The sequence below is a fragment of the Pseudomonas sp. VI4.1 genome (genome assembly GCF_002029345.1).
In the GTDB taxonomy this organism is placed as follows: domain Bacteria; phylum Pseudomonadota; class Gammaproteobacteria; order Pseudomonadales; family Pseudomonadaceae; genus Aquipseudomonas.
Map to the genome: position 1 here is coordinate 1 of NZ_MULM01000184.1, position 24163 is coordinate 24163.

Annotated in this window: 18 protein-coding genes and 2 tRNA genes; 15 read left to right on the forward strand and 5 right to left on the reverse strand. The window is 60.8% G+C overall.

Going from position 1 to position 24163, the window contains the following annotated elements:
• Window positions 1–174 precede the first annotated feature (174 nt).
• Window positions 175–786 (forward strand): trimeric intracellular cation channel family protein, encoded by a 612-nt coding sequence (locus BZ163_RS32070; RefSeq protein WP_128874287.1) that lies wholly within the window; start codon window positions 175–177, stop codon window positions 784–786.
• A 105-nt stretch (window positions 787–891) separates the two neighbouring features.
• Here the strand turns inward: BZ163_RS32070 and queG are convergent, their stop codons facing one another.
• Window positions 892–1956, reverse strand: a complete 1065-nt coding sequence (gene queG / locus BZ163_RS32080) for a tRNA epoxyqueuosine(34) reductase QueG (RefSeq protein ID WP_128874289.1) — start codon at window positions 1954–1956, stop codon at window positions 892–894.
• 63 nt (window positions 1957–2019) lie between these two features.
• Here queG and BZ163_RS32085 point away from each other — a divergent pair, with 63 nt between their 5' ends.
• The 12 genes from BZ163_RS32085 to BZ163_RS32140 all read left to right on the forward strand — a co-directional run bounded on the left by BZ163_RS32085 (window position 2020) and on the right by BZ163_RS32140 (window position 17023).
• A complete protein-coding gene (locus BZ163_RS32085) occupies window positions 2020–3519 on the forward strand; it encodes an NAD(P)H-hydrate dehydratase (protein WP_128874290.1) in 1500 nt (499 codons plus the stop codon).
• Complete coding sequence (gene tsaE / locus BZ163_RS32090) at window positions 3507–3977, forward strand: tRNA (adenosine(37)-N6)-threonylcarbamoyltransferase complex ATPase subunit type 1 TsaE (protein WP_128874291.1); 471 nt, start codon at window positions 3507–3509, stop codon at window positions 3975–3977. Before BZ163_RS32085 ends, tsaE begins: the two co-directional genes overlap by 13 nt.
• Complete coding sequence (locus BZ163_RS32095; RefSeq protein WP_128874292.1) at window positions 3978–5405, forward strand: N-acetylmuramoyl-L-alanine amidase; 1428 nt, start codon at window positions 3978–3980, stop codon at window positions 5403–5405.
• Window positions 5402–7306: a DNA mismatch repair endonuclease MutL gene (gene mutL / locus BZ163_RS32100; RefSeq protein ID WP_128874293.1), complete on the forward strand. Its 1905-nt coding sequence runs from the start codon at window positions 5402–5404 to the stop codon at window positions 7304–7306. Before BZ163_RS32095 ends, mutL begins: the two co-directional genes overlap by 4 nt.
• Window positions 7306–8277: a tRNA (adenosine(37)-N6)-dimethylallyltransferase MiaA gene (gene miaA, locus BZ163_RS32105; protein ID WP_128874486.1), complete on the forward strand. Its 972-nt coding sequence runs from the start codon at window positions 7306–7308 to the stop codon at window positions 8275–8277. The genes mutL and miaA overlap by 1 nt, the downstream gene beginning before the upstream one ends.
• 95 nt (window positions 8278–8372) lie before the next feature.
• The gene (gene hfq, locus BZ163_RS32110; RefSeq protein WP_064675613.1) at window positions 8373–8639 is read left to right on the forward strand and encodes an RNA chaperone Hfq; all 267 of its coding nucleotides are present in this window, start codon (window positions 8373–8375) and stop codon (window positions 8637–8639) included.
• Window positions 8640–8651: 12 nt separating this feature from the next.
• Window positions 8652–9953 carry a ribosome rescue GTPase HflX gene (gene hflX, locus BZ163_RS32115; RefSeq protein WP_128874294.1) on the forward strand — a complete coding sequence of 434 codons (1302 nt, stop codon included), beginning with the start codon at window positions 8652–8654 and terminating at the stop codon, window positions 9951–9953.
• A gap of 95 nt (window positions 9954–10048) precedes the next feature.
• A complete protein-coding gene (gene hflK, locus BZ163_RS32120) occupies window positions 10049–11221 on the forward strand; it encodes an FtsH protease activity modulator HflK (RefSeq protein WP_128874295.1) in 1173 nt (390 codons plus the stop codon).
• Entirely contained in the window at window positions 11221–12090 is an 870-nt protein-coding gene (gene hflC, locus BZ163_RS32125) for a protease modulator HflC (RefSeq protein WP_128874296.1), read from the forward strand. Before hflK ends, hflC begins: the two co-directional genes overlap by 1 nt.
• A 316-nt stretch (window positions 12091–12406) precedes the next feature.
• A complete protein-coding gene (locus BZ163_RS32130; protein ID WP_128874297.1) occupies window positions 12407–13594 on the forward strand; it encodes an ATP phosphoribosyltransferase regulatory subunit in 1188 nt (395 codons plus the stop codon).
• Window positions 13595–13648: 54 nt separating this feature from the next.
• A complete protein-coding gene (locus BZ163_RS32135; protein ID WP_128874298.1) occupies window positions 13649–14938 on the forward strand; it encodes an adenylosuccinate synthase in 1290 nt (429 codons plus the stop codon).
• A 150-nt stretch (window positions 14939–15088) separates the two neighbouring features.
• A complete protein-coding gene (locus tag BZ163_RS32140; RefSeq protein WP_128874299.1) occupies window positions 15089–17023 on the forward strand; it encodes a methyl-accepting chemotaxis protein in 1935 nt (644 codons plus the stop codon).
• Between the two features lie 95 nt (window positions 17024–17118).
• On the opposite strand, the gene BZ163_RS32145 is transcribed toward BZ163_RS32140, so the two are convergent.
• From BZ163_RS32145 to BZ163_RS32160, 4 genes are all read right to left on the reverse strand, one after another.
• Window positions 17119–18684 carry an iron ABC transporter permease gene (locus tag BZ163_RS32145; RefSeq protein WP_128874300.1) on the reverse strand — a complete coding sequence of 522 codons (1566 nt, stop codon included), beginning with the start codon at window positions 18682–18684 and terminating at the stop codon, window positions 17119–17121.
• The gene (locus tag BZ163_RS32150) at window positions 18684–19694 is read right to left on the reverse strand and encodes an extracellular solute-binding protein (RefSeq protein WP_128874301.1); all 1011 of its coding nucleotides are present in this window, start codon (window positions 19692–19694) and stop codon (window positions 18684–18686) included. The genes BZ163_RS32145 and BZ163_RS32150 overlap by 1 nt, the downstream gene beginning before the upstream one ends.
• A 283-nt stretch (window positions 19695–19977) precedes the next feature.
• Window positions 19978–20064 (reverse strand) — tRNA-Leu (locus BZ163_RS32155).
• A 167-nt stretch (window positions 20065–20231) separates the two neighbouring features.
• A tRNA-Leu gene (locus BZ163_RS32160) sits at window positions 20232–20318 on the reverse strand.
• 226 nt (window positions 20319–20544) lie between these two features.
• Here BZ163_RS32160 and rnr point away from each other — a divergent pair.
• Window positions 20545–23187, forward strand: coding sequence for a ribonuclease R (gene rnr, locus BZ163_RS32165; RefSeq protein WP_128874302.1), 2643 nt, complete (start codon window positions 20545–20547; stop codon window positions 23185–23187).
• Window positions 23184–23951, forward strand: coding sequence for a 23S rRNA (guanosine(2251)-2'-O)-methyltransferase RlmB (rlmB, locus tag BZ163_RS32170; protein WP_128874303.1), 768 nt, complete (start codon window positions 23184–23186; stop codon window positions 23949–23951). Before rnr ends, rlmB begins: the two co-directional genes overlap by 4 nt.
• Window positions 23952–24163: the final 212 nt, after the last annotated feature.

The following is a 24163-nucleotide window of genomic DNA, read 5'->3' on the forward strand; positions in this document are numbered from 1 at the left end:
CTGGCAAGCCAGCTCCTACAAGGGATGCGACATACCTGTAGGAGCTGGCTTGCCAGCGAAGAGGCCCTTGAAGACACCATCGCCACCAAGCCGGCTCCTACATTTGCTAATTGCCCCCTTTTGGTGCCCGGACGATCTGGCTAGACTGCGCGCCTTTCTGCAAGGACCGCCCCCATGTTGCTGATGCTCTACCTGATCGCCATTACCGCCGAAGCCATGACCGGTGCCCTGTCTGCCGGTCGTCGCGGCATGGATTGGTTTGGTGTGGTGCTGATCGCGTGCGTGACTGCCCTGGGTGGTGGGTCGGTGCGCGACGTGCTGCTTGGCCATTACCCGCTGACCTGGGTCAAACACCCGGAATACCTGGTGTTAACCTCGATCGCAGCGATGTTCACCGTGTTCGCCGCACGCTGGATGCGCCACCTGCGTTCGCTGTTTCTGGTACTCGACGCCATAGGACTGGTGGCCTTTACCCTGATTGGCTGCATGATCGCGCTGGAAATGGGCCATGGCATGCTGGTGGCTTCGGTCAGCGGGGTGATCACCGGGGTATTCGGCGGCATCCTGCGGGACATCTTCTGTAACGACATCCCGCTGATTTTCCGCCGTGAACTCTACGCCAGCGTCTCGTTCGCGGCGGCGTGGTGCTACATGCTGTGCATCTATCTGGAACTGCCCGGCGAACAGGCGATCCTGATTACTCTGTTCGGCGGCTTCCTGCTGCGTCTGCTGGCGATCCGTTTCCATTGGGAAATGCCGAAGTTCGTCTATAACGACGAGGCCTGACACGGTCCTGTGTAGGAGCGAGCTTGCTCGCGATGAGCTCGAGAGCGCCGCGGGGTATCAGGCTTTCAGCGTTATCGTTGACGACCATCGCGAGCAAGCTCGCTCCTACAAAAGGCCGTGTTGTTTCAGGGCCCATTCCACATGTTCGCGCACCAGTTCCGAGGGGTATTCGCGTCGCGCCTTCAAGGCTTCCAGCACCGGAATGCTCGACGGCGCATTACCCAGGCCCACCGCCAGGTTGCGCAGCCAGCGTTCGTAGCCGGCACGGCGTAGCGGCGAACCTTCGGTGCTGCTGAGGAATTTGTCTTCGTCCCACATGAACAATTCGGCCAGTTCGGCATTGTCCAGATTGTGCCGCGGCTTGAAGTCGCTTTCGCCGGACGGGCGGGCAAAGCGGTTCCACGGGCAGACGATCTGGCAGTCATCGCAACCGAACACCCGATTGCCGATCAACGGCCGCAAATCTTCCGGAATTGCACTTTTCAGCTCGATGGTCAGATAGGAAATGCAGCGTCGAGCGTCCAGTACATAAGGACCGACGAAGGCATTGGTCGGGCAGATGTCCAGGCACGCGGTGCAACGTCCGCAGTGTTCGGTAGCGTGGGGCGGGTCCACGGGCAGCGGCAGGTCGACAAACAGTTCGCTGAGAAAGAAGTAACTGCCGGCCTTGCGATTCAACACCAGGGTATTTTTGCCGATCCAGCCCAGGCCGGCTTTTTCGGCGATCGCCTTTTCCAGCACCGGTGCGCTGTCGACGAACGCGCGGTAGCCGAACGGGCCGATGACCGCCTGGATTTTTTCTGCCAGTTGTTGCACGCGTTTACGGATCAATTTGTGATAATCGCGGCCCAAGGCATAGCGCGAAACGTAGGCTTTCTCCGGTTGGGCCAGGCGTTGGGCCATTTCCGTGTCGCCGGGAAGGTAGTCCATGCGCAGGGAGACGACCCTTAACGTGCCCGGCACCAGCTCTTCCGGGTGCGAGCGTTTGCTGCCGTGGGCGCCCATGTACTCCATTTCGCCATGGTAGCCGGCTTCGAGCCAGCGCTGCAGGTGCTGCTCATGCTCGGCCAGGTCCAGGCCGCTGATGCCGACTTGCTGAAAGCCCAGCTCGCGGCCCCAATCCTTGATGGATTGGGCGAGGGCGGGCAGGTCTGTGGTAATTGCGGGCATGAGACGAGAGAAACCGGAGCTGAGGTGCGTATAATTCTGCCAGACATCGGAGCCCGAAGACGCATGCCGCACACTAAAGATGATTTACCCGACGCGCTGTACAGCGCCGCGCAAGTGCGAGCGCTCGATGCGAGCCTGATCGCGGCCGGCACATCGGGCTTCGAATTGATGCAGCGGGCGGCGCGCGCAACCTGGCGGGCGCTGGTCCGTCATTGGCCGACGGCGAACGAGTTGAGCGTGGTGACCGGTCATGGCAACAACGCCGGTGATGGCTATTTAATAGCTGTTTTGGCCAGGCGCGCAGGCTGGCACGTGCGCGTCCTGGCAGTCGGTGATCCTCAGCGTTTGCAAGGCGATGCAGGCTTGGCCCACGCCGAGGCCGTGGCTGAAGGCATTGCCGTCCAAGCCTGGAGCGCGCAGTCCGAGTTGCGCGGTGTCGTGGTCGACGCCTTGCTCGGCACCGGGTTGACGGGAGAAGTGCGAGAACCCTATGCCAGCGTTATCGCTGCGATCAATGCCAGTGGTTTGCCAGTGGCGGCAGTGGATCTCCCGTCGGGTCTTGGCGCCGATACTGGACGCATGCTCGGCGCGAGTGTCCGGGCGGACCTGACCGTGACCTTCATCGGCTTGAAGCTGGGGCTGTTCACTGGCGACGCGGCGGATGTGGTCGGCGAGTTGGTGTTCAATGATCTGCAAGCCTCTCCTGAGTCATTTAATGGCGTCGACATCAGTGCGCGTCGCCTGACGGCTGGCAATTTGCCGCGTCTGGCCAGCCGCGCGCCCACTGCCCACAAAGGCAAGTTCGGTCACGTGCTGTTGATCGGCGGCGATCGAGGTTTTGGCGGCGCGATCCTGCTGAGTGCGCAAGCTGCGCTGCGCAGTGGCGCGGGCATGGTGTCGGTATCGACGCGCAGTGAACACGTGCCCGCCGCACTGGCGAGAATTCCCGAAGCCATGGTGTTGGGCACTTCGTCGGCCAATCAACTGATGGGATTGCTTGAAAAAGTCTCCGTTCTGGTGGTCGGTCCAGGCCTGGGACAGGCCTCCTGGGGGCGCAGTCTGTTGTCGGCGGCCGCCAACGCACCGCTTGCGCAAGTCTGGGACGCCGATGCCTTGAATCTATTGGCCGAAGAACAGGCGAGCTTGCCCAGGGATTGTGTGATCACGCCCCATCCGGGCGAAGCGGCGCGGTTACTGGGCCTGTCGACTGCCGAAGTCCAGGCCGATCGTCCTGCCGCCGCTCATGCATTGAGCAAAAAATATTCAGCGGTTGTGGTCCTCAAAGGCGCCGGCAGCCTGATCGCCAGTCCCGATGGGCGTCTGGCGGTATGCGCTCAGGGGCATCCGGCGATGGCTACCGCCGGATTGGGCGATGTGCTGGCTGGATTGTTGGGCGCCTTGCTGGCCCAAGGCATGAACGCCTTTGACGCCGCTTGCCTCGCGGTCTGGCTGCACGCCAATGCCGGTGCGCAACAAGGTAAATCGGGCCGTGGGCTGGCGGCCAGTGATCTGATTCCAGCCATTCGTCAGTTGTTGGAGGAGCAAGCACCGTGTCTGAAGTAACCCTGTACCTGGCCGATGAACAGGCCATGACCGACTTTGGCGCGCGTATCGCCCGCACCACCAAGGGCCATGGCCTGATCTTTCTTGAAGGCGACCTCGGTGCGGGGAAAACCACGCTGTCCCGAGGCATCATCCGGGGCTTGGGGCATGTGGGCGCGGTAAAAAGTCCGACCTTCACCCTGGTCGAACCTTACGAGATCGGCGACATCCGGGCCTTTCATTTCGACCTGTATCGGTTGGTCGATCCGGAAGAGCTGGAGTACCTCGGCATCCGTGATTACTTCGACGACGATGCGCTGTGCCTGATCGAATGGCCCCGCAAGGGTGCAGGCTTTTTGCCAAAGCCCGACCTGACCATTACCATTAGCCCGCAAGACAGCGGGCGTTCGCTGAAAATTTTGTCCCAGGGCTCGCGTGGCGAGTCGTGGTGTGCCGCTTTGGCATTGGAATCCAATTAAATGATGGGGTCAGGTATGCGCTTTCGCGCGATGGTAGCTGCCGTAGGGTTGTTGTTTTTGGCGGTGACCGTCGACGCTGTGGCCGAGACGAAGGTCAACAGCGTTCGCCTGTGGCGGGCTCCCGATAACACACGATTGGTGTTCGACCTGACGGGGCCTGTCCAGCACAGTGTCTTTACCCTGACCGCGCCGGACCGCCTGGTGATCGACATCAATGGTGCGAGTCTTGGGGCGCCATTGAACGTCAATAGCTCGAACACCCCGATCACCGCAATGCGCTCGGCCCAACGCACGCCGACCGACCTGCGGGTGGTCATCGACCTGAAAAAAGCCGTCACGCCGAAAAGCTTTACCCTGGCGCCAAACGCCCAGTACGGTAACCGACTGGTGGTCGATCTGTTCGATAACCCTGCCGACGCCGCGCCGATTCCGGCGCCAACCAACGTCGCGACAGTGGCTCCGGTGCCGGTCACCCCGATCGATCCGCCGGTCAAATTGCCGCCAGCCCCGGCCGGCAAGCGTGACATCGTCGTGGTCATCGATGCCGGTCACGGTGGCGAAGACCCGGGCGCTTCAGGGTCTCGCGGTCAGCGCGAGAAAGACGTGGTGTTGGCCATCGCTCGGGAACTGCAGCGCCAGGTCAACGGCATGAAAGGCTTCCGTGCCGAACTGACCCGCACCGGCGACTACTTCATTCCCTTGCGCGGCCGCACCGAGATCGCCCGCAAGAAGGGCGCCGACCTGTTCGTCTCGATCCACGCCGATGCCGCACCTTCGGCGGCGGCCTTCGGTGCATCGGTGTTCGCCCTGTCCGATCGCGGCGCCACCTCCGAGACAGCGCGCTGGCTGGCCGACAGTGAAAACCGTTCCGACCTGATCGGCGGTGCCGGCAACGTCAGCCTCGACGACAAGGACCGCATGTTGGCGGGCGTACTGCTCGACCTGTCGATGACCGCCTCCCTGACCTCCAGCCTGAACGTCGGCCAGAAGGTCCTGAGCAACATCGGCCGGGTCACCCCACTGCACAAACAACGGGTGGAACAGGCCGGGTTCATGGTGCTGAAGTCGCCGGACATCCCGTCGATCCTGGTGGAAACCGGGTTTATCTCCAACGCCAACGAAGCCTCCAAGCTTGCCGCCGCGAACCACCAGCAGGCGTTGGCGCGTTCGATCAGCAGCGGCGTGCGCCAGTTCTTCCAGCAGAATCCACCGCCAGGCACCTACATCGCCTGGCTGCGTGACTCCGGCAAGATCGCCCAGGGCCCGCGTGACCACCGGGTGAATCCGGGCGAGACACTGGCGATGATCGCCGTTCGTTATCAGGTGTCTCCCGCCACGCTGCGCAGCGCCAACAACCTGAAAAGCGATGAGCTGAAAATCGGTCAGACCCTGACCATCCCCGGCGCTGAACTGGCGGCCAAGGAATGAACCAGGTGCTGGCCAACACCGCTCGGATCGAGCTGCTCAGCCCCCGGCTGGCGAACCAGATTGCCGCCGGCGAGGTGGTCGAGCGCCCGGCTTCGGTGATCAAGGAGTTGCTGGAAAACAGTCTCGACTCCGGTGCCCGGCGCATCGATGTCGATGTCGAGCAAGGGGGTGTCAAATTACTCCGGGTGCGCGACGATGGCAGCGGCATTTCTGCCGATGACCTGCCGCTGGCCCTGGCCCGTCACGCCACCAGCAAGATCCGCAACCTGGAAGACCTCGAGCAGGTCATGAGTCTCGGGTTTCGTGGCGAGGCCCTGGCGTCGATCAGTTCCGTGGCACGGCTGACGCTGACGTCCCGTACCAAAGAGGCCGATCAGGCCTGGCAAGTCGAAACCGAAGGCCGGGACATGGCGCCGCGGGTACAGCCGGCCGCTCATCCGGTCGGTACCTCGGTCGAAGTGCGCGACCTGTTCTTCAATACCCCGGCACGCCGCAAGTTTCTCAAGACTGAAAAAACCGAGTTCGATCACCTGCAAGAAGTGATCAAGCGCCTGGCATTGGCGCGTTTCGACGTGGCCTTCCATCTGCGCCATAACGGCAAGACCATCCTCAGCCTGCATGAGGCCCACGATGATGCGGCCCGTGCCCGGCGTGTAGCGGCCATCTGTGGCTCGGGTTTCCTGGAGCAGGCGCTGCCGATAGAAATCGAGCGCAATGGCCTGCATCTGTGGGGCTGGGTCGGCTTGCCAACGTTCAATCGCAGCCAGGCGGACTTGCAGTATTTCTTTGTGAATGGCCGTGCGGTGCGCGACAAACTGGTGGCCCATGCGGTCCGTCAGGCGTATCGCGATGTGCTGTTCAATGGCCGTCACCCGACCTTCGTGCTGTTTTTCGAAGTCGATCCGGCGGGCGTCGACGTCAACGTGCACCCGACCAAGCACGAAGTGCGCTTCCGTGACGGGCGCATGGTCCACGACTTTCTCTACGGCACCTTGCACCGCGCCCTGGGCGATGTGCGTCCGGAAGATCAACTGGCGGCGCCTGTGGCGACAGCCATCGTTCGACCGACCGGGATCGATGCCGGCGAGTTCGGTCCCCAGGGTGAAATGCGTCTGGCGGCCAATGCGTTGCTGGAGCAGCCCCAGGCTCAGCCGGCCTTCAATGCAGCGGCAGGCTCGGGTGCCGGCGCCGGTTATCAATACACGCCACGGCCGCAGTCCGGCGTTCCCGCCGCTGAAGCCCAGGCGGCCTACCGCGAGTTCTTCGCGCCGTTGCCCGAGGCCAACGCGGTCGCGCTACCGGCCGGGCAGGACGATATTCCGCCACTGGGTTACGCGTTGGCGCAGCTCAAGGGCATCTATATTCTGTCAGAGAACGCCCAGGGGCTGGTGTTGGTGGACATGCATGCCGCCCATGAGCGGATCATGTATGAACGCCTGAAAATCGCCATGGCCAGCGAAGGCCTCAGTGGCCAGCCGCTGTTGGTGCCCGAGTCCCTGGCGGTCAGCCAGCGTGAAGCCGATTGCGCCGAAGAGCATGTCGCCTGGTTTCAGCGCCTGGGCTTCGAGTTGCAGCGTCTGGGCCCGGAATCCCTGGCCATCCGGCAGATTCCGGCCTTGCTCAAGCAGGCTGAAGCCAATCGACTGGTCAGCGACGTATTGGCGGACCTGATGGAGTACGGCACCAGCGACCGGATCCAGGCGCACCTGAACGAGCTGCTCGGGACCATGGCCTGCCACGGCGCGATTCGAGCGAATCGGCGTCTGGTCCTGCCGGAAATGAACGGTCTGCTGCGCGACATGGAAAACACCGAGCGCAGCGGTCAATGCAACCATGGCCGACCGACCTGGACCCAATTGGGACTGGACGATCTGGACAAACTGTTCTTGCGCGGTCGCTGATGAGCCAGCTCCCTCCTGCAATTTTCCTGATGGGGCCGACCGCCGCCGGCAAGACCGACCTGGCCATCGAACTCACCAAAGTCTTGCCCTGCGAGTTGATCAGCGTTGATTCGGCGCTGGTCTACCGTGGCATGGACATCGGCACCGCCAAGCCTTCCAAAGAGATTCTGGCCGAATTTCCCCATCGCCTGATCGATATTCTCGACCCGGCAGAGAGCTATTCGGCCGCGGATTTCCGACGTGATGCCCTCGACGCCATGGCCGACATAACTGCACGCGGAAAAATTCCACTGCTGGTAGGCGGCACAATGCTCTACTACAAAGCGTTGGTCGAAGGCCTGGCGGACATGCCAGCCGCCGATCCCGACGTCCGCGCACAGATTGAAGAAGAAGCTGCACGCCTTGGCTGGCAAGCCCTGCACGATCAATTGGCAGTGATTGATCCACAATCTGCTGCGCGCATTCATCCGAACGATCCCCAGCGACTCAGTCGAGCACTGGAGGTTTATCGTGTCAGCGGTCAAAGCATGACTGAACTGCGCTTGCGACAATCTGCGCAAAGTACTGAAGCAGCCGCTTCGGGACAGCAACAATTGCCCTATACTGTCGCGAACTTGGCGATTGCTCCGGCAAATCGCCAGGTACTGCATGAGCGAATTAAACAAAGATTTACTTTAATGTTGGAACAGGGATTCATTGACGAGGTCGTAGCCCTGCGTAAGCGAAGTGACCTGCATGCCGGGTTGCCGTCTATACGTGCAGTTGGCTACCGACAAGTCTGGGACTACCTGGATGGCAAGCTGACGCAAGCCGAGATGCAGGAGCGTGGAATCATTGCCACGCGCCAGCTGGCGAAGCGCCAGTTCACCTGGTTGCGCAGTTGGGCTGAATTACACTGGCTGGACAGCCTGGATTGCGACAATCTGCCGCGCGCCTTGAAATACCTGGGGACCATCTCCATATTGAGCTGAGTCCTTGCAATTGCCGTCTATCCTTGGGGGTGTGACGGCCACAAGCCATTTGTTTACCTATTTTTTTATATTGAATCCTTAAAGGAGTGCGGCACATGTCAAAAGGGCATTCGCTACAAGACCCTTACTTGAATACTTTACGTAAAGAGAAAGTGGGGGTCTCCATCTACCTGGTCAACGGGATCAAGCTGCAAGGCACGATCGAGTCTTTCGACCAGTTCGTTATCCTGCTGAAAAACACCGTCAGCCAGATGGTTTACAAACACGCTATCTCTACAGTGGTGCCGGTTCGTCCGATTCGTCTGCCTAGTGCCGCCGAAAGTGAACAGGGCGACGCTGAGCCTGCTCCGGGTAACGCCTGATAGGAGTCTCCTTTGTTCTTTGAGCGCCACGGTGGTGGTGAACGGGCTATTCTCGTTCACTTGGATGGTCAGGACCCTGAGGCGCGCGAAGATCCGCAGGAGTTTCAGGAATTGGCAATGTCGGCTGGCGCCGAGACCGTCGCGTTTTTCAACGTGCCGCGTCATCGGCCAACCGCCAAATACCTGATTGGCAGCGGCAAGGTCGAGGAATTGCGCGACCTGGTCAACGCCGAGCAGGTAGATCTGGTGATTTTCAATCACATCCTCACGCCCAGTCAGGAACGTAACCTCGAACGTGTTTTCGAGTGTCGCGTGATCGACCGCACGGGTCTGATTCTGGATATTTTCGCCCAGCGCGCCCGCACCCATGAAGGCAAGCTCCAGGTCGAACTGGCCCAGCTTGAGCACATGAGTACGCGGCTGGTTCGTGGCTGGACTCACCTTGAGCGGCAAAAGGGTGGTATCGGTCTGCGCGGCCCGGGTGAAACCCAGCTGGAAACCGACCGGCGCCTGTTGCGGGTACGCCTGCGTCAGATCAAGGGGCGGCTGGAAAAGGTTCGCAGCCAGCGCGAGCAATCCCGTCGCGGGCGCAAACGTGCTGACATTCCGACGGTTTCACTGGTGGGTTATACCAACGCCGGCAAATCGACGCTGTTCAACTCGGTGACCGATTCCGATGTCTTCGCCGCCGACCAGCTCTTCGCCACCCTCGACCCGACCCTGCGCCGACTCGAACTCGACGACCTCGGGCCGATCGTGCTGGCCGATACCGTGGGCTTCATTCGTCATCTGCCGCACAAACTGGTCGAGGCATTTCGGGCTACGCTCGAAGAGTCGAGCAACTCCGACCTGCTGCTGCACGTGATCGACGCCCATGAACCCGAGCGCATGGCCCAGATTGAGCAGGTCATGGTGGTGCTCGGGGAGATCGGTGCACAAGACTTGCCGATCCTCGAGGTATACAACAAACTCGATTTGCTCGAAGGTGTGGAGCCGCAGATCCAGCGCGATGCCGATGGCAAGCCGCAGCGGGTCTGGTTGTCGGCCAAGGACGGTACAGGTCTGGATTTGCTCAAGCAGGCTGTGGCCGAACTGCTCGGCGACGATTTGTTTGTTGGCACCTTGCGCTTGCCGCAACGTTTTGCTCGACTGCGTGCGCAGTTTTTCGAAGTCGGTGCGGTACAGAAAGAAGAACACGACGAAGAAGGCATCTGCCTGCTGGCCGTTCGTTTGCCACGAATCGAGTTGAATCGACTGGTGAGCCGCGAAGGATTGCAGCCGATGGATTTCATCGAGCAACACACTTTGCAATAAAAGCCTGAAAAAGCGGTTGTGCCGCGGTCACAGGCATTCTGTAGCATTGGTCGCGCGCCGTGGGTGCGTCTTTGCTTTATCAGATGGAGAGCGCTATGGCTTGGAATGAGCCGGGTGGCAACTCGAATAATCAGGATCCTTGGGGTGGCAAGCGCCGCAATAACGGCGACCGCAAGGGACCACCGGATCTCGACGAGGCCTTCCGAAAGCTGCAGGAAAGCCTGAACGGGTTGTTCGGTGGTGGTAAGAAACGCGGTGATGACGGCGGTGGTCCGGGCAGGAGTAGCGGCTTCGGCGGCATTCTCGGCATCGGCCTGGTCGTGTTGGCGGCCGTGTGGCTGTACAGCGCGGTCTACGTAGTCGACGAGCAGGAGCAAGCTGTGGTGCTGCGCTTCGGCAAGTACTACGAGACCGTCGGCCCGGGCCTGAACATCTATTTCCCGCCGATCGATCAAAAGTACCTGGAAAACGTCACGCGTGAGCGGGCCTATACCAAGCAGGGTCAAATGCTGACTGAAGACGAAAACATCGTCGAAGTGCCGCTGACCGTGCAGTACAAGATCAGCAACCTGCAGGACTTCGTGTTGAGCGTCGACCAGCCGGAAATCAGCCTGCAGCACGCGACCGAAAGTGCATTGCGCCATGTGGTGGGTTCCACCGCGATGGACCAGGTGCTGACCGAAGGTCGTGAATTGATGGCCAGCGAAATCAAGGAGCGTCTGCAACGCTTCATGGATACCTATCGCACCGGTATCACCGTCACTCAGGTCAACGTACAGAACGCAGCGGCACCGCGTGAAGTGCAGGAAGCCTTTGATGACGTGATTCGTGCCCGTGAAGACGAGCAGCGTTCGCGTAACCAGGCGGAAACCTACGCCAACGGTGTCGTGCCGGAAGCCCGTGGTCAGGCCCAGCGCATCCTTGAAGATGCCAATGGTTACCGCGACGAAACCGTTTCGCGCGCCAAGGGTGAGGCCGATCGCTTCACCAAGCTGGTGAGCGAATATCGCAAGGCACCTGAAGTCACCCGCGAGCGTCTGTATCTGGACACCATGCAGGAAGTCTTCAGCAACACCAGCAAGGTTCTTGTAACCGGCAACAAGAATGGCCAGAGCAATCTCCTCTATTTGCCGTTGGACAAAATGGTCGAAAGTGGTCGCAACATCAGCACTCCGGTGACCGGCGCCGCAGCCACCAGCAATGAAGCGAATGCACGTGCCGCAGCCGATCTGCAGCAACAGCAGACACGTACCAGGGAGAGTCGCTGATGAGCAATAAATCGCTGATCGCCCTAATTGTCGTGGTCGTCGTGGCGATCGCCGCCTGGAACTGCTTCTACATCGTGTCTCAAACCGAGCGTGCGGTGTTGCTGCAGTTCGGACGTGTGGTCCAGGCCGACGTTCAGCCAGGCTTGCATGTGAAAGTGCCCTACGTGAACAAGGTGCGTAAATTCGACGCACGCCTGATGACGCTGGATGCACCGACACAACGCTTCCTGACGCTGGAAAAGAAAGCCGTCATGGTCGACGCCTACGCCAAGTGGCGCGTGAAAGATGCCGAGCGCTTCTACACCGCGACTTCCGGCCTCAAGCAGATTGCCGACGAGCGTCTTTCCCGTCGTCTGGAATCGGGCCTGCGTGACCAGTTCGGTAAGCGCACGCTGCACGAAGTGGTGTCCGGTGAGCGCGATGCGCTGATGAGCGATATCACCGCTTCGCTGAACACGATGGCGGAAAAAGAGCTGGGCATCGAAGTGGTCGATGTTCGGGTCAAGGCCATCGATCTGCCGAAAGAAGTGAACCGCAGTGTGTTCGAGCGCATGAGCTCCGAGCGTGAGCGTGAAGCTCGCGAACACCGCGCCAAGGGTAACGAGCTGGCAGAAGGCATTCGTGCCGATGCCGATCGTCAACGCCGCGTGCTGCTGGCTGAAGCCTATCGTGAATCTGAAGAGGTTCGCGGTGACGGTGATGCCCAGGCGGCGGCAATCTACTCCAAGGCCTACGGCCAGGATCAGGAGTTCTACGGTTTCTACCGTAGTCTGCGCGCCTACCGTGAAAGCTTCGCGAACAAATCCGACGTCATGGTCCTGGACCCAAGCAGCGACTTCTTCCGTTACCTGGAAAAAGCCAAGCCTTGATACCTCGTTGACCTGAATCATCCCCCCGCCTGGCGGCTACAGCCTCGGGCGGGGTGATCCTTTGGGAAAACGAGTGTATGATGCGGCAGCCGGGAAATTCCCGGCTTTTTTGCGTCTGCACGTTTGATTGCTGAACGTGTGCAGTCGCCCGAGTTGAATGACTCGACAGGTTTTTCGAGGAAAGTGGTTGGCGAAGCCGATTCCAGGCTTTTCGCCCCGTTGCTCATGCGCGTGGTTTGCACATGAGCCGATCATTTTCTGCTTCACTCAAGGCTCGCCCAACGGCTGGCCGCCCGGACCATAGGGGAATGGCGTAATGGCAACGGTAGACCGCTGGCTGCTGCCAGATGGCATCGAAGAAGTACTGCCACCAGAAGCGGCGCGCATCGAAGTAGCGCGGCGCCAGGTGTTGGATCTGTTCCAGAGCTGGGGTTACGAGTTTGTCGTGACTCCCCATATCGAGTACCTCGAATCCCTGCTGACCGGCGCGGGCTCGGACCTCGATCTGCGTACCTTCAAGGTCATCGACCCGCAATCGGGCCGGCAGATGGGCTTCCGTGCCGACATCACGCCGCAAGTGGCGCGCATCGATGCGCACACCCTGCGCCGCGAAGGCCCGAGCCGTCTGTGCTATGCCGGTAGTGTGCTGCATGCTCAGCCGCGCGCATTGTCGTCTTCGCGCAGCCCGATTCAGCTGGGTGCCGAGTTGTATGGCGATGGCAGCCCGAGCAGCGACGTGGAAGTGATCAGCCTGATGCTGGCGATGCTGCAACTGGCCGACGTGCCGGATGTGCACATGGACCTCGGGCATGTCGGTATCTATCGTGGCCTGGCCCGCGCCGCCGGTTTGTCCGGTGAAGTCGAGCAACAGTTGTTCGATGCGCTGCAACGCAAGGCCATCGACGAGGTCATTACCTTGACCGAAGGCTTGCCTGCCGATCTGTCGGGCATGCTGCGGGCGCTGGTCGACCTGTGTGGCGGCCGTGAAGTATTGAGCGCTGCCCGCGAGCGTCTGGCGAATGCGCCGGCGCCGGTTTTGGCGGCGCTGGACGATTTGCTGGCAATTGCCGAGCGTCTGTCCATGCGTTTCCCGCAATTACCGCTCTACTTCGACCTGGGCGAGCTGCGCGGCTACCACTACCACACGGGTGTGGTGTTTGCGGTGTTTGTGCCGGGTGTTGGCCAGTCCATTGCCCAGGGCGGTCGTTACGACGACATCGGCGCCGATTTCGGTCGCGCCCGTCCGGCAACCGGTTTTTCTACCGATTTGAAAACCCTGGTGACCCTGGGGCGTGCTGATATCGAGTTACCGTCTGGCGGTATCTGGATGCCTGACAGTACGGATGCGGCACTCTGGCAGCAGGTTTGCCAGTTGCGCAGTGAGGGTCAGCGTGTCGTTCAGGCATTGCCTGGACAACCTTTGGCCGCCGCCCGTGAAGCGGACTGCGACCGGCAATTGATTCAGCAGAACGGGCTTTGGCAAGTATCGCCACTGGCTTCTTGAGTTTTCCCGCCGGCTGCCGCCGGCACCAAGTTTGCGCGAATGAGGACAAGTGTTATGGGTAAGAATGTCGTAGTCCTGGGCACCCAATGGGGTGATGAGGGCAAAGGCAAGATCGTTGATCTGCTGACCGAACATGCTGCCGCCGTAGTGCGCTACCAAGGTGGCCACAACGCGGGTCACACCCTGGTGATCGACGGCGAAAAAACCGTCTTGCACCTGATCCCGTCGGGCGTGCTGCGCGAAGGCGTGCAGTGCCTGATCGGCAACGGCGTGGTGGTTGCACCCGACGCCCTGCTGCGCGAGATCACCAAGCTGGAAGAGAAAGGCGTACCGGTGCGCGAACGCCTGTGTATCAGCCCGTCTTGCCCGCTGATCCTGTCCTTCCACGTTGCGCTGGACCAGGCGCGTGAAAAGGCCCGTGGCGAGCTGAAGATCGGTACGACCGGTCGCGGCATCGGCCCGGCGTACGAAGACAAGGTTGCGCGTCGTGGCCTGCGTGTTGGCGACCTGCTCAACATGCCGCGCTTTGAAGACAAGCTGCGTGAACTGGTGGATTACCACAACTTCATGCTGGTTGGTTACTACAAAGAGCCAGCCATCGACTTCGACAAGACCCTGGCCGAGTGCAAAGAATACGCTGAACTGCTCAAGCCGCTGATGCTCGACGTGACTGCCGAACTGCACGACCTGCGTCGCGCTGGCAAAGACATCATGTTCGAAGGTGCCCAAGGCTCGTTGCTGGACATCGACCACGGCACCTACCCGTACGTGACCAGCTCTAACACCACTGCTGGCGGCGTTGCTACCGGTTCGGGTGTTGGTCCTATGTTCCTGGACTACATTCTGGGCATTACCAAGGCTTACACAACGCGTGTAGGTTCGGGTCCATTCCCGACTGAACTGTTCGACGAAGTCGGTGCACACTTGGCTAAACAAGGTCACGAGTTCGGCGCGACGACCGGTCGTGCCCGTCGTTGTGGCTGGTTCGACGCCGTTATCCTGCGTCGCGCTATCGATGTGAACAGCATCTCCGGCATCTGCCTGACCAAGCTGGACGTACTCGACGGTCTGGAAACCATCAACATTTGCGTCGGCTACAAAGATGCCGAAGGTAACGATGTTGCCCCGACTGACGCTGACAGCTACGTGGGCCTGCAGCCTGTGTACGAAGAAGTGCCGGGCTGGACCGAGTCGACCGTGGGCGCCAAAACCCTGGAAGAGCTGCCAGCCAACGCACGTGCCTACATCAAACGCGTCGAAGCGCTGATCGGCGCGCCGATCGACATTATTTCGACGGGCCCGGACCGCAACGAAACCATCGTTCTGCGTCATCCGTTCGCTTAATAAACCGTTGATGTAAAACACAAAGGGTCCTTCATTGGGCCCTTTGTCGTTTGTGCCTGTCGGGCGGCATGACCTTTGCTGTGATCTTCATTAAATGCATCCTTTGCGGGGTGCCATCAATTTAATGGCGTCAAAGCAGAAGGATTTCCTGTGTCGGCCGTTCTCTCTCTGTTACAAAGCCGTTTATTGCGGCCCGTGTTCGTTACCTTGGGTATCGCTCTCCTGGTGCAAGTGCTTGTGGCTGTCGCGCTGACGCGGAGCACGGTGACTGCGCTGGAGGCCGATCTGGCCTTGCGCCTGGATGCCGACAGCCAGAAGCTCTCCAGCGAACTGGAACAGGCGGGGCGTGAAGTCACGTCGAGCCTCGATAGCCTGTCGACCAACACGCGTCAGCGCCTCACGGCTGGCTTGTCCTCGCGATTGAAGGACGAGCAGGCGCAGCTGCGGGCGACCCTGGAGAAGGATCTGAAGGACTCCGCCAATGATATGGCGCAGCTTCTGGCCTCGGTCGCACCTCGCGCCATGTGGGACAGCGACGTTCCAACCCTGTCCGAATTCGCCCGCCGGGCCCAGCGCAATCCCAACGTGCTGTTCGTGGTCTACGACGACGCCACGGGCCAGCACCTGACGCGCTACCTCAACAGGGAAAACCCGATCAACAAGGCCTTGCTGGAAAAAGGCCAGGGCGAGCGGGCGCTGGACAAGGTGCTGGATGCGGCGAAGAACGATCCATCGGTCTACTACCTCGAAGCGTCGATCAACCCCAATGGCGTGGAAATCGGCAAAGTCCTGATGGGTGTCTCGACGGCTTCGGTAGAGGCCGATGTGGCGGCGCTGGACAAGCGTTTCCTTGCGTTGATCGCCAGCAGCGATGAGCTGGTGGGCGACAGCCTGAAAGGCGCGGCGGCTGATAGCGCCACGGCAATGCGTGCGCGGCTGCAGTCGGCGCAGACCACCGCCTCCGAGATGAAAACCAACACCACTGACACGGTGCAGGAAGCGGCGACAACGTTGCGCTGGCGCATTGGCATGGGCCTGGCTGTCGTAGGCTTCGCTGTGCTGTTGCTGCTCGCGGTGGTGCTGGGGCGTCGAGTGGTCAATCGCTTGAAAATGCTCATCGCCGCCATGGATGACCTGGCGGCGGGTGAGGGCGACCTGACCAAGCGCGTACAGATCAACAGCAAGGACGAAATCGGCGACATGGCCTCGGCGGTCAATCGCTTTGTGGATAAGTTGCAGCCGATCGTGCGTGAGGCGGGTGATGTGGCCCAGCGCACCGGTGTGGAAATTGGCGCCATGACCTTGCGCAACGCCGGCGCCGATGCGGCGGCCGGCCTGCAGCGTGATGAAGTGGCGGAGAGCTTGCGTGCGCTGTCCCAGATGGCGGATGACGCTCAATCTGAAAGCGATGCCATGCAGGCGGCCCTGCAGCAGGTAGTGGACATTCGCTCCGCCACCGATGAAAACACCCGCACCTCGGCCAAGGTCGGCAGCCTGATCGAGGCGTTGGCCGGGCAGGTCGATACCGGTGCGACGGTCATCGAGCGGCTGGCGCGGCAGAGTGAACAGATTGAAGTGGTGCTGACAGTGATTCACGGGATCGCCGAGCAGACTAACTTGCTGGCGCTGAACGCGGCCATCGAAGCGGCACGAGCCGGCGAGACCGGTCGCGGTTTTGCAGTGGTGGCTGACGAAGTGCGGGCGTTGGCGAGCAAGACCCAAAGCTCCACGGGCGACATCCAGGCGCATATCGTCGCGTTGCAAGAGGGCGCGCGTGAGGCGGTTGCTGCGATCGGTCAGGCCGGGCGACAGGCCAGTGAAGGTTTGCTGGTGTTGCGTGACAGTGCGCGGCTGCAGCAATCGGTGCAGGCGTCGGTCGAGCAGGTGCATGCGGCGATAGGTCTGGCGACTCAGGCGGCGGCCCATCAGGCGCGGGGGGCGCAAGCGGTGCGTGGGCGAGTCCAGACCATCCATGTGCAGGCCGAGAAGGCGGCCCAGGCGGTGGTGGAGACCACGGCCAGCGGCAAGGTGCTGGATGGGTTGGCGGCGCAGTTGAAGGCGAGCCTGGGGCAGTTCAGGGCTTAAAATTTGTATTGGCGGGTCTCACGCCTTCGCGGGCAAGCCTCGCTCCTGCAGGGATCGCGCAATTCCTGTAGGAGCGAGGCTTGCCCGCGAAGCTTTCAACGGCTCAAATACATCCGCGTTGTTAACAGATAAACCGGCAACCCGGACACCACTATCAACAACGCCGCATAAGGCGCCGCCGCCGCAAATTCCACATTCGCGGTATGCGCCCAGACCTCCGTCGCCAAGGTGTTAAGCCCGGTCGGACTCAGCAGCAGCGTCGCCGTCAGCTCCTTCATCGCATCCAGAAACACCAGGGCAAACGCGGCGCCCAGCGCCGGGAAGATGATCGGCAGAGTCACCCGGCAAAACGCACTGAAGGACGACGCCCCCAGCGTGCGTGCGGCCTCTTCCAGTTGCGGCGCAGCCTTGTTCAGTGCCGTACGGATCGGCGCTTGAGCCAGCGGCAGAAACAGTAGCGCATAAGCGATCAGCAGCAACGTCGAAGTCTGGTACAGCACCGGCACATAGTGCAGCGCGAAATACACCAGTGTCAGGGCAATCACCAGCCCTGGCAGTGCGTGCAGCAGATACGGCAGGCGCTCGGCCCAGATCGCCAGTCGGCCCTTGTGACGCACCACCAGCAATCCCACTGGAACCGCCAGTACCAGGCACAGCGCTGCGCCGCCGAGGGACAGTGCCAGGGACGAGAGCAATGCCTCGCTGATCGCGGCTACCGGGAACGCCGCCGACGAACCCACCGCCAACCAGTACGCCAGCATTCCCAGCGGGATGCCGCTGCCGATGATCGCCAGCGTCAAGCAGTAGAGCTGTCCGACAGTCGCCCAGGGGCCGAGGCGAACCTGTTCTGCCCGGCGTGCCGCGCCCTGGCCGGTGCGCACGTGTCGGCCTTTGCCGCGCACTCGCAACTCCAGCCACAGCAGTACCAGGCACAGTCCCAGCAGCACCGCCGAAAGCATCGCCGCGTTGGCGTTGCTGAATTCCAGCTCGAACTGTTGGTAGATGGCGGTCGTGAAAGTCTGCAGGCCGATAATCGACAGCGCGCCGAACTCCACCAGCATGTGCAGCGCTATCAGGAGAGACCCGGCCAGCAGCGATGGCCAGAGCAGGGGCAGGGTGATTTTGAAGAAGACGCCCAGGCGATTCTGTCCCAGCGTGCGGGCGGACTCTTCCAGCGACGGGTCAAGATTGCGCAGCGTCGCCGCCACCGGCAGAAATATCAGCGGATACTTGGACAGGGTCATCACCAGAATGGCCCCGCCCAGGCCTTCGAAGTGAGCGCTCAGGGAGACCCAGGTAAAACTGCTGACGAACGCCGGCACCGCGAACGGCAAGCACAGGATGACACCCCACAAGCGTCGCCCCGGCAGATTGCTGCGTTCCAGCAGCCAGGCCAGTGACAGGCCGATCACACCGCAGGCCAGGGTGACGCCGATCATTAGTGCCAGGGTGTTGCGCAGCAGGCCGAACACATACGGTCGCCACAGCAGGTGCAGCGCTTCGGCCCAGCCCGCTTGCCAGGTCTTGAGCCCGACATAAGCCAGCGGCAGCAGGCTGAGCACCACCAGCAGCAGGACCGGCAGCAACAGCCAGATCGATGGCCGTTTGCGCCGTGGCACATAACCCCCGCGCGCGCGAGCGGTGGATAAAGTTGCGCTCATCAGTTCAAGCCAACGTCACGTTCCAGGTCCAGGGCTTCTTCGGCATTGCCGAGGTCGGCCGGAGTGACTTTCGGCGCTTGCAGTTCACTGAACGGCTTCAGGCCACGATCCGATTGCATGCCTTTGTGCAGCGGGTATTCGGCGGTGGTCTGGGTGATCACGCGTTGGCCCTCTTCACTGGCCATGTAGGCGAGCAATTGCTGGGCTTCTTTTGGATGCTGGCTGGATTTCAGCACGGCGGCGCTGGAAACGGTGATCAGCCCGCCGACGTCGCCGCCGGTGAAGTAATGCAGTTTCGAATCGAGCTGGCCTTTTTCACGCTGCAGGGCGAACCAGTAGTAATTGTTCACCAGCACGGTGGCGACTTCGCCATTTTCCACGGCCTTCAGGGCAACCATGTTATTGCTGTAAGTCTTGCCGAATGCACGCAGGCCGGTCAGCCATTCTTCGGCCGCGTCCATGCCGTGCACCTTGATGATCGCCACGGCCTGTTCCTGGAACGCGCCGCTGGTAGGCACGAAGCCGACCTTGCCTTGCCATTTCGGGTCGGAGAATTCCATCACCGACGTGGGCAGGTCTTTTTCGTCGATCAGTTTCGGGTTGTAAGCGACGACACGGACCCGCGCGGTGATGCCGATCCAGGTGCCATTACCGGCGACGTAGTCCTTCGGCAGAACGGCGAGGGTGGCGGCCTCGGTCGGCGCCAGCAAGCCCTGTTCGCCGAGCTTGTTCAGCGGTGGCGATTCTTCGGTGTAGATCACGTCGGCGGGGGAGCGATCGCCTTCTTCGACGACCTGGCTGGCGAGTTGGTTGCTGCTGCCTTTACGTACATTGACGTGAATCCCGGACTTGGCTTCAAAGGCTTTGGCGATGGCGTCGCCGACTTCCTTGTGTTGCCCGTTATAGAGCGTCAGGGAAACTGGATCGGCGGCCTGGGTGAGGGGGGTGGCGAGTGCCAGGCCGAGCAGGGTAATGGTCAGGCCGCGGCGCAGGGTATTTCGAAACATCATTCGCAGGGTTCCTCACTGTCGCATTGCAAAATCTTGCAACAATGATAAACGATATTGTTTCTCAAGTGCGCTTGCGGGGACAACACTGCTTCTGTAGGAGCAAGCTTGCTCGCGATGGGCGTGAACGATAACGCTGTAAATCTGGCACCCCGCGGCGCTCTCAGGTTTTTCGCGAGCAAGCTCGCTCCTACAGGGGGAGGAGGTAATTTATGGGGGCCAGAAACGCAAAAACCCGCTTTCGCGGGTTTCTGTGAAATTCAAGACCGTGGCCTTGAATTTGAATTGGTGCCCAGAAGAAGACTCGAACTTCCACGACCTTGCGGTCACCAGCACCTGAAGCTGGCGTGTCTACCAATTTCACCATCTGGGCATAATCTTCAGCGTTGCCGCTGTTGATGTGGCGCACTATACGGAGAGCTTTTTGATCTGTAAACCCCTGATTTGATTTTGATAAATCAAAAAGCCCCAAATGCAAAAAACCCGCTTTCGCGGGTTTTTGTGCAAGCCTTGAAATTGATCTAATCTCAAGCTCGAAATTGGTGCCCAGAAGAAGACTCGAACTTCCACGACCTTGCGGTCACCAGCACCTGAAGCTGGCGTGTCTACCAATTTCACCATCTGGGCAGTATCGGCAACGCTAGTGCGTCGTCGATGGCGCGCACTATACGGAGCGTCGTTTTAACTGTAAACCCCTGGCATCAAAAAAACCTGGAATTTTTTACCAGTGGCACTGAAATCAGTTTTGCGGTGTCGATTAAGGGCTTTAGATGGGCTGTCATAGCCTGAAATTTCCCGTTTCATTACGCCTATGCCAAACTAACCCGCATATAGACAAGGTGAAAACTCTCTAATGGCCGATTGGCAGTCCCTCGATCCCGAGGCCGCTCGTGAAGCGGAAAAATATGAAAACCCTATTCCTAGCCGCGAACTGATCCTTCAGCACCTTGCTGATCGGGGTTCGCCTGCTAACCGCGAGCAGTTGGTCGAAGAGTTTGGTCTGACCACAGAAGACCAGATCGAAGCCCTGCGCCGCCGCCTGCGCGCCATGGAGCGCGACGCTCAACTCATCTATACCCGGCGCGGGACCTATGCGCCGGTGGACAAGCTCGACCTGATCCTGGGCCGCATCAGCGGTCACCGTGACGGCTTCGGCTTCCTGGTCCCGGACGACGGCAGTGACGACCTGTTCATGAGCCCGGCGCAAATGCGCCTGGTCTTCGACGGCGACCGTGCCCTGGCCCGTGTCTCCGGTCTGGATCGCCGCGGTCGCCGCGAAGGCATGATCGTCGAAGTGGTCTCCCGCGCTCACGAAACCATCGTTGGTCGCTACTTCGAAGAGGGCGGTATCGGTTTCGTGGTGGCGGACAATCCGAAGATCCAGCAGGAAGTGCTGGTGACGCCGGGCCGCAATGCCAGCGCCAAGATCGGTCAATTCGTCGAAGTGAAGATCACTCACTGGCCGACGCCGCGCTTCCAGCCGCAAGGCGACGTGGTGGAAGTCGTGGGTAACTACATGGCGCCGGGCATGGAGATCGATGTCGCCCTGCGCACTTACGACATTCCTCACGTCTGGCCTGAGGCCGTGCTGAAAGAAGCCGCCAAGCTCAAGCCGGAAGTCGAAGAGAAAGACAAAGAGAAACGCATCGACCTGCGTCACCTGCCGTTCGTCACCATCGACGGTGAAGACGCTCGCGACTTCGACGACGCGGTCTTCTGCGAAGCCAAGCCCGGCAAGCTGCGCCTGTTCTCCGGTGGCTGGAAGTTGTACGTGGCGATTGCCGACGTTTCCAGCTACGTGAAAATCGGTTCGGCGCTGGATAACGAATCCCAGGTTCGCGGCAACTCGGTGTACTTCCCCGAGCGCGTGATTCCGATGCTGCCTGAGCAGCTGTCCAACGGCCTGTGTTCGCTGAACCCGCACGTCGATCGCCTGGCGATGGTTTGCGAGATGACCATCTCCAAATCCGGCGAGATGACCGATTACTGCTTCTACGAAGCGGTGATCCATTCCCATGCCCGCCTGACCTACAACAAGGTCAGCGCGATGCTGGAAACGCCGAAACTCACCGAGGCGCGTCAGCTGCGTGGCGAGTACAACGACGTCCTGCCGCACCTCAAGCAGCTTTACTCGCTGTACAAAGTGCTGCTGGCCGCTCGTCACGTGCGTGGCGCGATCGATTTCGAAACCCAGGAAACCCGGATCATCTTCGGCACCGAGCGCAAGATTGCCGAGATCCGCCCGACCGTGCGCAACGACGCCCACAAGCTGATCGAGGAATGCATGCTGGCGGCCAACGTGGCCACCGCCGAATTCCTGAAAAAGCACGAAATTCCTGCGCTGTACCGGGTCCACGATGGCCCGCCACCGGAGCGCCTGGAAAAATTGCGCGCGTTCCTCGGCGAGCTCGGCCTGTCCCTGCATAAAGGCAAGGACGGCCCGTCGCCAAAGGATTACCAGGCGTTGCTGGCCAGCATCAAGGACCGTCCGGATTTCCACCTGATCCAGACCGTCATGCTGCGCTCGTTGAGCCAGGCGGTTTATAGCGCCGATAACCAGGGCCACTTCGGCCTGAATTACGAAGCCTATACCCACTTCACCTCGCCGATCCGCCGCTACCCGGACTTGCTCACGCACCGGGCGATCCGCAGCGTCATCCATTCGAAAATGAACACCCCGCACGTTCGCCGTGCTGGCGCGATGACCATTCCGAAGGCGCGCATCTATCCGTACGACGAAGCGATCCTGGAGCAGCTCGGCGAGCAGTGCTCGATGAGCGAGCGCCGTGCCGACGAAGCCACCCGTGACGTGGTGAACTGGCTCAAGTGCGAGTTCATGAAAGATCGCGTGGGCGAGTCGTTCCCGGGTGTGATCACCGCCGTGACCGGTTTCGGCCTGTTCGTCGAGCTGACCGATATCTACGTCGAAGGCCTGGTGCACGTCACCGCGCTGCCGGGCGATTACTATCACTTCGACCCTGTGCATCACCGCCTCGCCGGTGAGCGTACCGGCCGCAGCTTCCGTCTGGGCGATACCGTTGAAGTGCGCGTGATGCGCGTCGACCTCGACGAGCGCAAGATCGACTTCGAGATGGCTGAAAAAACCATCAGCGCGCCGATCGGTCGCAAAAAACGCGGAACTGAAAAAACCGAGCCGGCTACCAAATCGGCTGCTAAAACCGCAGCAGAGCCGGTACCGGCGAAAACCGGTCGTCGCCCTGCCAAGGAAAAGGCTGTTGAAGCCTATCGCCCAAGCGATGCCGCGGCGAAAAATGCCGAATTGCGCAAGAGTCGTGAACTGAAGCAGGCATTGCTGTCTGAAGCGAAGAGCGGCGGTAAAGCGGCGTCTGGGGGAAAGACCGGACGGTCGGCGCCTGACCAGGCTCCCGGCGGCAAGCCAGCCAAACCAAGCAAACACCGTAAAGGCCCGCCCAAGGCGGGTTCCGCTCCAGCTGCCAAAAGCGGCGGGGTACGTAAACCTAAGGCCAAGTCATGAGTCAGTTGGAAAAGATCTACGGCGTGCATGCGGTAGAAGCGTTGTTGCGTCACCACCCAAAACGGGTCAAGCAGATCTGGCTGGCTGAAGGCCGCAGCGATCCGCGGGTTCAGACGCTGATCGAGCTGGCTGCGGAAAATCGCGTTGCCGTGGGCAATGCCGAGCGTCGTGAGCTGGATGCATGGGTTGAAGGCGTGCATCAGGGCGTGGTGGCGGAAGTGAGTCCGAGCCAGGTCTGGGGCGAGGCGATGCTCGATGAGCTGCTCGACCGCACAGAAGGCGCACCGCTGTTGCTGGTGCTCGACGGCGTGACCGATCCGCACAACCTTGGCGCTTGCCTGCGCTCGGCCGATGCGGCCGGTGCGCTGGCGGTGATCGTGCCCAAGGACAAGTCGGCGACCCTGACCCCGACGGTACGCAAGGTGGCTTGTGGTGCGGCGGAAGTGATTCCGTTGGTCGCCGTGACCAACCTGGCGCGCACGCTGGAAAAACTCAAGCAGCGGGGCCTGTGGGTCGTCGGTACCGCGGGCGAGGCCGAACAGAGTCTGTACCAGCAGGACATGACCGGCCCGACCATCCTGATCATGGGTGCGGAAGGCAGTGGCATGCGTCGCCTGACCCGTGATCTTTGCGACTACCTGGTACACCTGCCGATGGCTGGCAGCGTCAGCAGTCTCAACGTGTCAGTGGCGACTGGAGTGTGCCTGTTCGAGGCGAAGCGCCAGCGCAGCGTCAAGGCCGCCGGAACCGCCAAGAAGTCCTAAGCTGCATGCGATCCAAATGTGGGAGCGGGCTTGCTCGCGAAGAGGGAGTGTCAGTCGACATCAATGTTGACTGATGTACCGCATTCGCGAGCAAGCCCGCTCCCACAGTGGTTTGTGGTGAAGCGAAGATTGGTGGTGTGAACGAACTGTTCAAATAATCACCAATTGCCTTGCGCCTCTCCCGTCCCTTCTCTACAATTGCGCCCCTTGCT

What these genes read in the sequence shown, in the direction of transcription:
- BZ163_RS32070 (WP_128874287.1), top strand. Translation starts at nt 175, where the DNA reads ATGTTGCTGATGCTCTACCTGATCGCCATTACCGCCGAAGCCATGACC.
- queG (WP_128874289.1), bottom strand. Translation starts at nt 1,956, where the DNA reads ATGCCCGCAATTACCACAGACCTGCCCGCCCTCGCCCAATCCATCAAG.
- BZ163_RS32085 (WP_128874290.1), top strand. Translation starts at nt 2,020, where the DNA reads ATGCCGCACACTAAAGATGATTTACCCGACGCGCTGTACAGCGCCGCG.
- BZ163_RS32095 (WP_128874292.1), top strand. Translation starts at nt 3,978, where the DNA reads ATGATGGGGTCAGGTATGCGCTTTCGCGCGATGGTAGCTGCCGTAGGG.
- mutL (WP_128874293.1), top strand. Translation starts at nt 5,402, where the DNA reads ATGAACCAGGTGCTGGCCAACACCGCTCGGATCGAGCTGCTCAGCCCC.
- miaA (WP_128874486.1), top strand. Translation starts at nt 7,306, where the DNA reads ATGAGCCAGCTCCCTCCTGCAATTTTCCTGATGGGGCCGACCGCCGCC.
- hfq (WP_064675613.1), top strand. Translation starts at nt 8,373, where the DNA reads ATGTCAAAAGGGCATTCGCTACAAGACCCTTACTTGAATACTTTACGT.
- hflK (WP_128874295.1), top strand. Translation starts at nt 10,049, where the DNA reads ATGGCTTGGAATGAGCCGGGTGGCAACTCGAATAATCAGGATCCTTGG.
- hflC (WP_128874296.1), top strand. Translation starts at nt 11,221, where the DNA reads ATGAGCAATAAATCGCTGATCGCCCTAATTGTCGTGGTCGTCGTGGCG.
- BZ163_RS32130 (WP_128874297.1), top strand. Translation starts at nt 12,407, where the DNA reads ATGGCAACGGTAGACCGCTGGCTGCTGCCAGATGGCATCGAAGAAGTA.
- BZ163_RS32135 (WP_128874298.1), top strand. Translation starts at nt 13,649, where the DNA reads ATGGGTAAGAATGTCGTAGTCCTGGGCACCCAATGGGGTGATGAGGGC.
- BZ163_RS32145 (WP_128874300.1), bottom strand. Translation starts at nt 18,684, where the DNA reads ATGAGCGCAACTTTATCCACCGCTCGCGCGCGCGGGGGTTATGTGCCA.
- BZ163_RS32150 (WP_128874301.1), bottom strand. Translation starts at nt 19,694, where the DNA reads ATGATGTTTCGAAATACCCTGCGCCGCGGCCTGACCATTACCCTGCTC.
- rnr (WP_128874302.1), top strand. Translation starts at nt 20,545, where the DNA reads ATGGCCGATTGGCAGTCCCTCGATCCCGAGGCCGCTCGTGAAGCGGAA.
- rlmB (WP_128874303.1), top strand. Translation starts at nt 23,184, where the DNA reads ATGAGTCAGTTGGAAAAGATCTACGGCGTGCATGCGGTAGAAGCGTTG.